General features: G+C 52.0%; 11 protein-coding genes. 1 reads left to right on the top strand and 10 read right to left on the bottom strand.

Features of this window, described 5'->3' with window-relative positions:
- Window positions 1-113: 113 nt before the first annotated feature.
- From ABFD83_09280 to ABFD83_09270, 3 genes are all read right to left on the bottom strand, one after another.
- Complete coding sequence (locus ABFD83_09280) at window positions 114-2,006, bottom strand: hypothetical protein (GenBank protein ID MEN6357261.1); 1,893 nt, start codon at window positions 2,004-2,006, stop codon at window positions 114-116.
- Window positions 2,007-2,324: 318 nt separating this feature from the next.
- Window positions 2,325-3,101: a 5'/3'-nucleotidase SurE gene (gene surE / locus ABFD83_09275; protein ID MEN6357260.1), complete on the bottom strand. Its 777-nt coding sequence runs from the start codon at window positions 3,099-3,101 to the stop codon at window positions 2,325-2,327.
- A 183-nt stretch (window positions 3,102-3,284) separates the two neighbouring features.
- A complete protein-coding gene (locus tag ABFD83_09270) occupies window positions 3,285-4,157 on the bottom strand; it encodes an MTAP family purine nucleoside phosphorylase (protein MEN6357259.1) in 873 nt (290 codons plus the stop codon).
- A gap of 40 nt (window positions 4,158-4,197) precedes the next feature.
- Between ABFD83_09270 and ABFD83_09265 the strand changes: the two genes are divergently transcribed.
- The gene (locus tag ABFD83_09265; GenBank protein MEN6357258.1) at window positions 4,198-4,650 is read left to right on the top strand and encodes a PEP-CTERM sorting domain-containing protein; all 453 of its coding nucleotides are present in this window, start codon (window positions 4,198-4,200) and stop codon (window positions 4,648-4,650) included.
- A gap of 158 nt (window positions 4,651-4,808) precedes the next feature.
- Here the strand turns inward: ABFD83_09265 and mqnC are convergent, their stop codons facing one another.
- From mqnC to ldhH, 7 genes are all read right to left on the bottom strand, one after another.
- Window positions 4,809-5,849 (bottom strand): cyclic dehypoxanthinyl futalosine synthase, encoded by a 1,041-nt coding sequence (gene mqnC, locus ABFD83_09260; GenBank protein MEN6357257.1) that lies wholly within the window; start codon window positions 5,847-5,849, stop codon window positions 4,809-4,811.
- Window positions 5,846-6,604, bottom strand: a complete 759-nt coding sequence (locus ABFD83_09255; GenBank protein ID MEN6357256.1) for a menaquinone biosynthesis protein — start codon at window positions 6,602-6,604, stop codon at window positions 5,846-5,848. Before ABFD83_09255 ends, mqnC begins: the two co-directional genes overlap by 4 nt.
- Window positions 6,576-7,703 (bottom strand): aminofutalosine synthase MqnE, encoded by a 1,128-nt coding sequence (gene mqnE / locus ABFD83_09250; protein ID MEN6357255.1) that lies wholly within the window; start codon window positions 7,701-7,703, stop codon window positions 6,576-6,578. Before mqnE ends, ABFD83_09255 begins: the two co-directional genes overlap by 29 nt.
- A 67-nt stretch (window positions 7,704-7,770) precedes the next feature.
- A complete protein-coding gene (locus tag ABFD83_09245; GenBank protein ID MEN6357254.1) occupies window positions 7,771-8,643 on the bottom strand; it encodes a UbiA-like polyprenyltransferase in 873 nt (290 codons plus the stop codon).
- Complete coding sequence (locus ABFD83_09240; GenBank protein MEN6357253.1) at window positions 8,640-9,227, bottom strand: UbiX family flavin prenyltransferase; 588 nt, start codon at window positions 9,225-9,227, stop codon at window positions 8,640-8,642. Before ABFD83_09240 ends, ABFD83_09245 begins: the two co-directional genes overlap by 4 nt.
- Window positions 9,220-10,668: a menaquinone biosynthesis decarboxylase gene (locus tag ABFD83_09235; GenBank protein ID MEN6357252.1), complete on the bottom strand. Its 1,449-nt coding sequence runs from the start codon at window positions 10,666-10,668 to the stop codon at window positions 9,220-9,222. Before ABFD83_09235 ends, ABFD83_09240 begins: the two co-directional genes overlap by 8 nt.
- 1 nt (window position 10,669) lies before the next feature.
- Window positions 10,670-12,814, bottom strand: a complete 2,145-nt coding sequence (ldhH, locus tag ABFD83_09230; protein ID MEN6357251.1) for an L-lactate dehydrogenase (quinone) large subunit LdhH — start codon at window positions 12,812-12,814, stop codon at window positions 10,670-10,672.
- Between the last annotated feature and the right edge of the window lie 245 nt (window positions 12,815-13,059).

Below are 13,059 nucleotides of genomic sequence, written 5' to 3'. Positions count from 1 at the left end.
GTAGTGGCATCAGAGATGCCGTTTGGCCCTTTTCGGCGCAGATTTTAAATCTGCCCGAACAAAGCGGAGACATATTTCTTAAGATGCGTTCGCCTTGTGGGCAAGGGTGAGGGCTATAATAGCCTGAAAACATACACTTTGCCTGCCTGCCTGTCGTGAGACAATCCTTTGATGCTATACTCTCCATCTCCACTTCCACGCGCAACAAGTATCGGGCATCCGGCATAACCTGCCTGATCTTTTGCAAAAGTGTTAAGTGAGTATCCAAGGTCATTTGATGGATTTTGGTAAGGATACCGGGATTGATTATTAGGTGCCGGAGCCTGAGCGATATCGATCTTGACGGTTGCTCCTGGTCCAATGTTACCTACTGGGCTGGACGCCGATCCACAGACAACCGCGCATTCCGTAAAGGTGATGCCGGTCTCATTAGTGATCGTGCCTCGCACATGTCCTCCTGTGAGCGTCAAATTGGTTTTGATCTCACCGCCCAGGTCGACTCCGCTTACAGACTCAAACAACTTGTTCGACCACATTGCCATCGGCACGTCGTTGATAATAGTCGTGTCCGCCAGCAGCGCCGGGGCTATGGCATCTGTGCTGTCGTCAGGTATAGCCTGGCTTATTGCGTATTTGTCATCAATCTCGATATTATATCGCCGCCGCGCCGGGGAGAAGAGCGATGCGTCGCTTACGACTCTTGCATATCTGGCATTCGCCGATCCCTCAATCAGGGTTGCTTCACGAAGCTGCAGCCTGCCGCCTTTCATAGTATATCCGATTGCATAAGCGCCGAGAGTAAATACCAATACAATCACCGGTGTTGTGATCCAGGCGAGTTCGAGCTTGCGCCTTTGCTTGAGCACAAAATAGTTGACCGGCACCAGCACTATCAGATACGCAATCAGAAACAACCCGATTGTGCTGATAGTGGGGGTCTTAACGTTTACGCTCTGAGTCACAACCCCGGACATTGCCGGCCTTGCTCCTTCATTCTGAGACATATATCCAGGTCCGTTGTCTTCGATAAATCCCTTGGCCGTTTCCACCAGCGGCCCGGCCGGTTCGGACTTGAGCAGGTTCTTCCAAAACTGGGTCTGCCCGTTCCAAGAGTTGAATGGCTGAGACGAAATATCCAGCGCGATGAAGACGACTTTGCCTGAGCCGTAGTTCCTCTCGACCAATATCGGAGTCCCCGACTCGCTCACGATTACTTTCCCGATTCCGGGCTTAACCGTGCTCATTGCGACAGTCGTCGCGCCGGACGGAAAAGCCGTCTTGCCGAAACTGCCGAGCGTCGGGAGTCCGGGCACACTTGCCGCGCCGGTGATCTTTACCGGCAGCAGGTCGCCATAAAAATCGTTGGTGAATCGCTTATAGTCGGCTCCGGTCGATATGACAAGCGTCCCGCCGGATGCCACCCACATTCCGATGGCTTTGAGCGCGTCGGGCCTTACGGATGATGAATCGAAATCCGAGAGGACCAGCATATCGACGCTTTCGTATGCCGCCGGTCTGTCCGGCAGAGCATTGGGTTCGATTGATGTTGGAAATATAGTCGCCTCAGTAGGGCTGGGCGGCGGTTGTGGGCCGCCATATGTGTTTGGTACGGGCTTTGTCTTAACAGGCAGTTTTTCACCCGATAAGAAACTCAGCCTTGAAGCTCGATTGCCTACCGACACGATCAGCTTATCATCTTCAGTAGCGGCATTGACATTGACTTTTTTTGTGTCCGTCGCGCCATTTGTGTGTACAAACGACACCTGCATGCTAGCTCCATAGCCTGCGATCTTGGTGTAAACGTGATAGAGCTTTTTAGAGTTCGCTGGCAGGATCACGGGGGCTGCGCAGACAGGTGTGTTCTTTTCAGGTTCCACCTGTGCCGCGATGAGAGTGCCTGCCACATCCTCTGATGAGTTGTTGACCATACTCACAGTGATCGGCATCCATTTGGAGGCCTTTGCGGTATCACTGAAACCTGCGGTTACATTCATTGAAATGGCCATACAGGGGAGGGCGGCCACAAGAAGTAGAGCGGGGAGTATTGCACAGCGTCCGATGCGTAAAAGGACTGACATTTTTCACCCCATATTGTATGTAATTTGTTTTTTTGTATCCCTCCAGGTATCCTACCTGGAGTGGCATGGTTATTCGTTTTTTATTAATGTATACTGCTGAATATGCCTGCTTGTTCCAATTGTATACGAAATTTGCAGTACTTGCCAATAACAAATGATTCGCCGTGGAATAAATGTTTCCTGCCGGAACGATCCATCAATTATATAGACTATTGCTACGGGTGGTATTATTGCATGTTTTTGGGTTTAAATTTTACCGACATCGATCTCTTCCAAGCCCCATGAACGGATAGATTCAAGTGCGGCGTAGTCCGTAAGGTCGAGATGGATAGGTGTAATGGAGATGTAGTCGTCGGCAATTGCCTTCACGTCGGTGCCCTCATCCAGGCTGTCGACAGGCTGGTCGCCGCCGAGCCAGTAGTAGTCTCTACCGGTGGGATCGGACCTCTTTTCCAGGCTTCCCATATATCTGCGTTTGCCTGCTTTTGTGATCCTGATCCCTTTGATGTCCGAGTCCACGGGTGGAACGTTGATATTGAGCAGTGTGCTCTCCGGCAGCTTATGTTCTTGCAGAATTTTTGCGATCTGGACTGATAATCGCGCGGCAGTCGAGTAGTTTACATCGGACTGATATGTAGCGACGGATATGGCAAGGGACGGCACACCGGAAATGGCACCTTCCATGGCAGCCGAGACTGTCCCGGAGTATGTCAGGTCCCAGCCCAGGTTCGGACCTCGATTGATCCCTGAGATAACAAGGTCGACTTTCTCTTCTATCACTCCCAGCAGCCCGAGGCTCACGCAGTCTGATGGCGTTCCATTGCTGGCAAATGCCGTGCTTCCATCGCGGAGTTTTACCTTATCAGCCCGCAGTGGTTTGTGAAGCGTTATGGAGTGGCCGCATGCGCTCCTTGGCCTGTCCGGCGCTACGATATGCACTTTTGCTATCTTATCAAAAGCCGTCTTTAGGGCAAAAAGCCCTTCGGCATGTATCCCATCATCATTTGTAATAAGCACATTCATATAAGTATCCACCAAATATAAAATATAAAATCTAAATTACTAAATCATTCCGTCTGGGTCAGAATTTCTTTCCATCTGGGTCAGGATTTCCGAATCCTGACCCTATACCGTGCGATGGTGATTCGGAAATCACCACCGAGGTTGTAATAACCCACCAAAATAATCAATATAAAATCTAAATTACTAAATCCATTTGTGCCAGTTTGAGCTGATAATACCCTGGCGCCTGTAGCGCTCCATGGCTTGTCCGCACCGGCATTCAGGTGTATCTTGCGCGGATGTCAGCGCCTCGATTACTATACCCGGCAGCGCATCGACAGCCGCATCTACTCTCGCTTTCTCCTGGTCGGAGAGCAGTCCTTCGAAGAGCTTGCCGGGTTCATAGGAACGCTCGACAACCCCTTCAGCGTAGTTTGTAATGTAACAGACCGGGCAGTAACAAATTTCGAGTTCTTTGGCCAGGAACGCTTCCGGCACAAGTGTCATTCCGACCAGGGTTGTGCCGTATGATGAGAATTTTTTGATCTCGGCGCGTGTTTCGAGTCTTGGCCCCTGCGTGCAGACATATACGTCTCGTGTGCGGCAGTGCCCCTGGCGCGCTTTAATGACCTGCGTAAGGCTTGCAGACAACCGTGGACAGAACACAGGGTTTTGCCTTATGAATCCGATGCCGAGCCCTTCAAAAAATGTATAGGCTCGTCCCCTGGTTTCATCGATAATATCACCGGGGACCAATAAATCTCCGATGGGTATTGACGGATCAATTGCGCCGGGGCCGGACCACGCAATTATCTGTTCTACGCCGAGTTCTTTGAGCGCCCATATATTGGCTCTGTAGTTTACGAAGGGAGCTGAGATCTGATAGCCGGACTCGCCATGTCGCGACATAACGAACACTCGCGCGTCGTCCCTGGTTACTTCGTGTATTGGCGCGGAGTCACCGAATGGTGTCTTGATCGGATCGATAATCCGGCTCTCACCCAGCAATTTTACCAGTTTATAGCCCTTGCTACCTGCTATTATTGCAGAGTTTTTGCTAAGTCTGTTTTTTGGCACGATTCTTGCAGCCTTTCACTGTGTCTGGAGGAACAAAAATATGCGCGTTGCAGTCCCGATAACAATAGTTACTTTGATGGTTACCTGCATTGCTCCTGCTTTTGCTGACATTGAAAGCAATTTGCCGACTGTAGAGCCGGTTGTTGCCGAGCAAGTCCTGCAAGAGCCTCTTGAGCTGGCGAGCAGTCAATCGTTTGAGATTGCATCTGAGCCTATAGAGTCTGCACCGGTAGCTTATACGGTTCAGGCTTATGAGACTCAGCCTGCGCAGGCCACACCGCTGGCATCCGCGGAAAGCTTTCGGCCCGAGGCGCCTGCTACATGTGTTGTTTACAGGACACAGAGCAGTTCACCGGAATTCGGGTTCAAGCCAAGCTGCAGTGGTGTTGTAGGTGCGATTCCTCCGCCGGATGTTCCAGAGCCGAGTTCTATACTCGCTCTGATGACAGGCATTGGTGGGATCGTCCTTCGACCCTGGAAGCGCAGAAAATAAACGAATCGCCAGACAAATTAGCCCCGGCAGAGGGGCTTTTTTATTTTGTATTTGATATTTTATATTGATTATTTCAAGCGTTTCAATCATAGTCATTCCGAGCGAAGTCTAAGCTCGGTCGCGATATCCGATCGCGACCGAAACAGAAAAACCGGATATCATATCCCAACACTACCTACCGGATAAACTCTCAGCAACTCATACCCGGTTGTCCTCTGCGCCGCATCATACCCCGCCAGATGGATCAGTTCAATGATCTCAGCTTCATTCATTCTATGACGGCACCCTGCCGCCGCCACAACATTTTCCTCTATCATCGTGCTGCCGATGTCGTTCGCACCGGAACTCATCGCCATCTGAGCAATCTCACTGCCCTGCGTGACCCATGACGCCTGCACATTCTCCACATTATCCAGATACAGCCGAGCAACGGCCAGAGTCCTCAGATAATCGTGAGCGCCTACAGCAGGCATATCCAGTTCCGAGTTACCCGGCTGAAACGGCCATGGGATAAATGCAGTAAAGACTCCCGTCTCTTCCTGTAAAGCTCTGATCTTGTCCATATGATAGACCCTGTCCGCCAGGGTTTCGCCCATGCCGAACACCATAGTCGCAGTCGCGCGCATACCTATCTTTGCTGCAGCCCGCATCACTTCCAGCCATTGGTCGGACGAACACTTTCTTGGGCTGACGTCTGTCCTCACTTCGTCCACCAGCATCTCAGCCCCGCCGCCCGGCAGCGAGTCGAGACCGGCGTCATGCAGCTTTCCCAGTGTCTTCTCAATACTCAATCCTGAGATATTGGCTATGTGCACGATTTCAGGCGCAGAAAGACTGTGAAGCTGCACATCAAACCGATCCTTGATATTCTTAAACAGCGATTCAAAGTAGTCTATTTTAAGGTCGGGGTGTAGACCGCCCTGCATCAGAATTTGAGTCGCTCCCAGCTCGACTGCTTCGTGTATCTTCTCAAATATCTGATCGTCCGTCAGCACATACCCTTCGGGGTCCCCCGGCTTTTTGTAGAACGCGCAGAACTTGCAGCCTGAGACGCATATATTTGTGTAGTTGATGTTTCGGTCGATTGCATATGTCCTTATGCCGCCAGGGTGCATTTTATCGCATGCGCGCCCGGCTTCTCCGAGCAGTTCAGGCAGAGGCATATAAAATAGCTGCAGACCTTCATGCATATTCATCATGCTCTCACCAACCCGTGCTCTACAGCCTTTTTGTGAAATGTCCTGATACTCTCGACCTCTTTCTCGCCCATATCGTAGTGTATGATCTTCGATAGATACTCATCACACACTTCAAAAGGCAGTTCCAGCCTTTTGGACTCTTCGAGCGCTATCTGATGGACCTTCGCCATCCCCTTTGCCTTGGCATCGTGCAATATGTCTACAAGCTCAGGTGTTATTCCCTTGCCCGCCCAGACTGCAAATACTGCAGGCAGTCCGGTCAGTTTCTTCCATTCAGCCGCCAGGTCCATTACAAACAGCCCGTCCTTCGGGTAGAGCATAGCCGGGTCCCCGATAACCATCGCTGCGTCGCATACATCCAGCATATGCGACACCGGGTCCGGCGGCATCCGTATGAATGCAGGCTCCATGCCATAGCTCTCCTTTAGTAAAATTTTAAGCATATTCGCCCCGGACAGGCTGCTCGTGTCCAGCGCAACTGTTTCTATGTCTTTCGGCTCTTTCTTTGAGATGAGCAGCACGCTTATCACTGGCCCATCAGCAGCGATGCATATACCGGGGCATATGCTAAAGTCTGTATAAAGAAACGTGGCAAAGATAGACACCGGCGCTGCAGCGATTTCTCCTGCTGCCAGCATTTTAGCGAGCTGCGAGGGTGGGGCGTATGCCAGTTCCCAACCGTCGGGCAGCTCGCCGTTTTCCAGCGAATGCACCAACGGCCTTACATTAAGATATGGCAAACATCCCAGTTTCATCCCTTACTACCTCGTTATATACCGTGTCCCGCTCTACAGGCGTCGTTCCTGTCTCCTCGATCATTGCTTTAAGTTTTGCCACAGTCATGGCCTGCGGAGTAGTCGCTCCCGCGCGGTGTGTTATCTTCTCTTCGATCACAGTGCCGTCTATATCGTCCGACCCATAGCTCAGAGCAACCTGCGCCAATTTGAGCCCGAGCATTATCCAGAAGACTTTAATATGCGCTATATTGTCTATCATAAGCCGCGAGACCGCATAGAGCTTGAGGTGGTCCTGTGCGCTCATCGGTTTTGCTACCTCTCCCAGCCGCGTGTTGGCAGTGTGATACCTGAGCGGGATGAATGTCATAAACCCGCCCGTCTCATCCTGCAGATCACGAAGAGTGAGCATATGCTCGACCCTTTCGCGGTCCGTCTCCACATGCCCGTAGAGCATAGTCGAGTTGCTCTTGATCCCGAGGCTGTGCGCCTGCCGCATAACAGACAGCCATTTTTCAGCGGGCATCTTCTCCGGGCAGACGATCCCCCGCACCCTGGGGCTGAAGATCTCAGCTCCTCCTCCGGGGATCGATCCCAACCCTGCCTCCTTTAGTGCAATGAGAACGTCACGCACACTCAACTCCGAAATCTCGGCCATATGCGCAATTTCCACAGCTGTAAAAGCTTGGATGTGAACCTCCGGGAAGTGCGATTTGAGGGTGCCCAGCATATCTGTATAGTATGAAAACGGCAGACTGGGGTGCAGCCCACCGACTATATGCAGTTCGGTAAACCTGATCTGCTCGTAATATTCCTGGGCGCGTTCGAGCACTTCCGATACGCTCATCGCATACGCGCCGTCATCGCCCTCACTGCGCGAGTATGCGCAAAACTTGCACCTGTTCTTGCAGATATCAGTGTAGTTTATGTGGCGGTTTACAATGTAATAAGTCCGGTCACCATTTATCCGCCGCCTGATCTCATTTGCAGCGGCGCCTATGGCATGCACGTCGTTCGAGCCAAAGAGCCGCACGCCGTCATCCACATCCAGCCTTTTACCATCAAGTGCTTTTTGCAGCACGTCCGCGACATCGCTGCCGCCGATAATTTCATCAATCATATATGCACATCCATCAAAATAAATGTGAGCATGGCTTTGCTTACGCAGCTGCCTATTATCTTGTCGATCACGTAAGCACATCCACCATTACAAACGCGAGCAGAGCCATGCTCACGCAGCCGTTCATAGTAAAGAACGCTGCGTTGACCCGGCTGATATCCTTCGGCGATACCATACTCTGCTCATATATCAAAAAGAGCGCGACCAACCCTGCGCCCGCAAAATAGACCCATCCTCTGCCGGTCAGCATACCGAACCATACCAGCATTATGACCATCGCAGTATGCAGCAGCCTCGACACAAACAGCGCTCTACCCGCGCCAAGTCGAGATGGCAGCGAGAAGAGCCCCATCTTTTTGTCGAACTCGATATCCTGCAGTGAGTAGATGATGTCGAACCCGGCTGTCCACGCAATCACACCCGCGCTGAGCACCATAGGCGCAAACTCCAACCTTCCTGTTACTGCGATCCAAGCACCCACAGGCGCTATCCCCAAACACAGCCCCAGCCACAAGTGTGAGAGGCTGGTGAACCGCTTTGTGAAAGAGTATATAATCACAGCTACAATAGCCAGAGGCGATAGAGCAAATGCAAGTGGGTTGAGCATGTAAGCTGCAAACACAAGCAGAGCCGCAGATACAATAGTAAACACCCATGCCGACCCGATAGACACCAGGCCGCTTGGTATAGCGCGGGTTGCAGTCCTGGGGTTAGCGGCGTCTATCTTTGCGTCGGCAATGCGGTTAAACGTCATAGCCGCGTTTCTCGCCCCAACCATTGCGACCAGTATCCAACCCAGCGTGCGCCACTCAGGGATTCCACGAGCTGCAATAAGTGCTGACGACAACGCAAATGGCAGGGCAAAAATAGTATGCTCGAACTTGATCATGTCTAGTATGACCGCAAGCTTACGGAACGGCAGTGCAATTACTGATTTCACTTACTCTCGCCCCATCCGTCAATCAGGTGCATGTCCGCCCCGATGGTCCTCAAAATCCGATCGACAATAAAATCCACAAGATCGTCCACACTCTGCGGCTTATTGTAAAACGCAGGAGCTGCGGGCAGTATTATTGCCCCGGCCTCTGTCAGAGCGGTCATATTTCTCAGATGAATGAGACTAAGTGGGGTCTCCCTCACAACCAATACCAGCTTTCTTCTTTCCTTCAGGCAGACATCCGCCGCGCGTGTCACCAGGTCATTGGAGACACCCGACGCAATCCTCCCGACCACACCCATGGAGCACGGAATCACGATGAGCCCGTCATAGTCATGTGATCCGCTTGCAGTAGGCGAGGATAAGTCTGCGCAACTTAATATCGAAAACTTATGCACATTTGCCTGCGGGATTATTTCAGTGAGGCCATCTACATACAGTTCGTCTTTTATAATACCCAGAGCGTTGTCGGAGGCCGTGAGGTATATAGTGTCGTAAAGCGAGGGCAGAACTTCAAGCAGCCGCCGGGCATAAACAGCCCCGCTTGCGCCCGAGACAGCTACCATAATGCGCTTAGCTCTATCCAATCCCCAACTCTCCCCATATACTATTTATCTTCTTAGTGACCTCGCGGCTCATCACGATATCGTCCGGCCACGGCCTGCAGTGCTTCTCGCCCTCCAGCTTTTTAGTGGCGTCTATACCCATCTTGGAGCCGAACAGAGCCTGCGGTGCAGCATGGTCGAGCACATCCACCGGACCCTCAGTAAAGAATACATCCCTCTGTGGGTCTATATTGCTCCCGAGCCTCCATATGACCTCACTCATATCCTGCACGTCTATATTTTCATCAAAAACTATAACAATCTTAGTCAGTGCCATCTGCCCAAGCCCCCACAAGGCATTTACCACTTTCCTCGCCTGCATGGGATATCGCTTCCTGATAGATACCAGCGCTATGTTGTGGAATATCCCCTCCACCGGCAGGTTCATATCCACAATCTCGGGTATCTGCGTCTTTATCAGCGGCAGAAAAATCCTTTCGGTCGCCTTGCCGATAAAGCAGTCCTCCATGGGCGGCTTGCCCACAATCGTCGCCGGATATATGGGGTCCTTTCGGTGAGTGACGCATGTCAGGTGAAATACCGGATATTCCTCAGCGGGTGAGTAATATCCGGTGTGATCCCCAAATGGCCCCTCAATCCTTCGCTCGTCCGGCTCCACATAACCTTCGAGCACAATCTCCGAGTTCGCCGGGACCTGCATATCGATTGTTTTGCACTGCACCATCTCCACCGGCGTCTTACGCAGAAAACCGGCAAAGATCATCTCATCAAAATCCTCAGGCACGGGTGCGGTGGCGGCATATGTGATCGCCGGGTCGCCTCCAAGCGCGACAGCCACCGGCATCCGCTCACCCCGCTTCTCATATTCTGCAAAATGCCTCGCCCCTACCTTATGAATGTGCCAGTGCATGCCCGTCGTCTTGTCATCGTATACGTGCATACGATACATCCCGACATTGCGCTTACCGGTTTCCGGGTCCTTTGTAAATACCATTGGCAGAGTAATAAACGGCCCGCCGTCCCCCGGCCAGCACGTGAGGATCGGCATAAACGCAAGGCTTGCGTCTTCACCCGTGCGCACCACTTCCTGGCACGGCGCTTTGTTCACTGTTTTTGGGAAAGCCGATGCCAGCTTGGCGAGTTTGGGCAGCAGCAGCATCTTCTCAATAAGCCCACCAGGCGCTTCAGTCTGCATCAAATTTACAATCTCAGCACCAATATCATCCAGATTCTCGACACCCAGAGCCATAGCCATCCTGCGCATGCTGCCATAATGATTGATGAGCACCGGCAGGTCGGGGCCATCGACATTCTCAAAAAGCAGCGCCGGACCGCCCGACTTCACTGTCCTGTCCGCAATCTCAGTGATCTCAAGCTTCGGGCTTACTTTATACTTTATCCGTATGAGTTCGCCGCACTTTTCCAGATGCTTTATATAATCTCTCAGGTCGGTATAAGCCATACTAGTCGATTATCCCCTCGATTATCTGCGCACTGTGACACACCCGCACTGAGCTTCCGCGCGTGGCAAGTCCGCCTCTGATCTGCATAATGCATCCCGGGCAGTCCGTGACAAGAGTCTTTGCGCCGGTCTCCTCTATACATTTAATTTTTCGATCCAGTATCGCTGATGATATTCCCGATTGCTTGACCGCATAGCTGCCCGCAAACCCGCAGCACTGGTCAGGCTTCTCCATCTCGACAATCTCCATACCCGCGCACTTTATCAACTCTCTTGAGCAATCGGATGTGCCCAAGCCTCTCACTTGGTGACACGGGTCGTGATATGTAAATTTGCCGTCGAGCTTCTTTTCAATCTTGATTCCAAGTATATCGACCGCGAAAGCCGAAAAATCATATACCTTATCCGATAAAGCTTTCGCACGCTCTTCCCATTCTGTCCCCGCCAGCAGAGCCGGATACTTTTCCTTGAGCATAACCGCGCACGTCGGGCAGCCTGTCACGATATATTCAGGCGACCCGGTTTCCATCGCCGCAATATTGCTCATGGCAAGCTCCTTCGCACTCTCCCGGTCGCCTATATAAAACGCCGGTGCTCCGCAGCAGCTTTGGGCGTATGGGAACAAAGCCCGCACATTGCTCTTACCCAGCACATTCCAGATGGCTTGACCAATCTCAGGGTAGATAAAGTCGAGCATGCACCCGGCATATAACCCGACGCTCATCTTCCCCGACTTGGACGATTCTTCCGGCAATATCTCTCTCAAAAACTGTTTCGCAAGCCCGGGCATCTTTCTCGAAGTTCCCATCGCAAGGCCGATTGGGAAATCCTTGAGCATCCCATCGCCGTCCACAAATGGCCCTTGTAGACTGCGCGCCAATGCCAAGGCATTCCTGAACTTCTCAGGGTTCTTGAGCATATTCATCGGGATCTGACTAGTGGCATTCAGGCAATTTTTTTCGACCAGCCGCTTTCTCAATTCTAATACCATAGATGGGGTGTCGATCTTCGACGGGCATATACTCGTACAGTAACCGCACCCGGTGCAAAGGCCTATAGTGTCCAGGGTCGCATCCATATCACGGTGAAATGCAGTGAGTATCGATCCGATCCCACCCATGTAAGCGTTGCCATAAGCGTGCCCGCCGATAGAATTATACGCAGGGCACATATTCAGGCACGCGCCGCACTTGATACAATAGAGCGCCTCTTTGCAGGCATTATCGGCAGCCATAGCCTTTCGACCATTGTCCACAAATATTATATGAAGCTCCCTCGGGCCGTGGACGCCAAGGGCGAGAGTTTTTTCAATGTCAGTGGTGCGGCTGGGTCCGGTTATGAACGATACATAAGCCGTCTGCTTCTGCGCCGTGCCGTTTTTTGAGAGGGTCTTGAGGATGGCGTTGGCATCATCCATCGTCTCTACGAGCTTCTCGTAGCCGACAATCGCGATGTGTATCGGCGGCAGCGTGGAGACCAGCCGACCGTTTCCTTCATTTGTGACCAGCACTATCCCGCCGGTCTCGGCAATGGCGATATTTGCGCCGGTAATACCCATATCAGCTTCAATAAAGGCCTTGCGAAGCTGCACTCTCGCCACATCTACGAGCTTGCGCACATCAGCTTCCTGATGCTCACCCGTCACCTTCGAGAAAAGCTCCGCAATCTGTTCTCTGGTCTTGTGGACCGCGGGCTGGGTGAAGTGCGATGGCTTCTCTTTAGCGAGCTGGATGATCCACTCGCCCAGGTCTGTTTCGGTGACATCAATCCCGGCCTCTTCGAGCCTTGGGTTAAGCTCGATTTCTTCGGTGAGCATCGACTTGGACTTGACGATCTTTTTGACCCCACGCTCCCGCGCCAGTTCCAGCACGATCCGTACGGCCTCCGCGCCATCAGTCGCCTCATGAACAACAGCCGATATACCTTCTGCGCTCTCTTTGAACCTGGCGAAGAGCGTGTCCATATTGCCGACGCACCGCTCTTTGAGCGCCCGGACCTCATCTCGCGACCCGGCGGCATCGAAATCTTTCATCACCTCGACGCGCGCCTTGTCGTATGTCGTAGCCGCGCGCATTAGCGCAGTCTGAAGCTGCGAATCCTTCAGAGCCTTCTTGACTTGTCTTTTGTGAGCCCTTGATTCTCCCAATTGGCCACCTCAGCACTAATTATCCTACCCTGCCTGCCGTCAGTCAAGCTTGAGAGTGTAGACGTGTAGACGTATCAGCTCAGAATCAATGAGTACAAATTAGAATGCTCCAGCAAGCTCTTATTGCAGGTAAGTAGAGTATCCTTTTCCTGCAGGTTCCAGGTTCCGAATAAACTCGATAAAGTCATGCGTGTTTTCGATCCTCTCGCGGATCTGCTGCCACCACTTACCTTACGAGCAATGAC

It is taken from the genome of Armatimonadota bacterium (assembly GCA_039679645.1).
Taxonomy (GTDB): domain Bacteria; phylum Armatimonadota; class UBA5829; order UBA5829; family UBA5829; genus UBA5829.
This window is presented reverse-complemented; position numbering and strand designations above follow the sequence as displayed.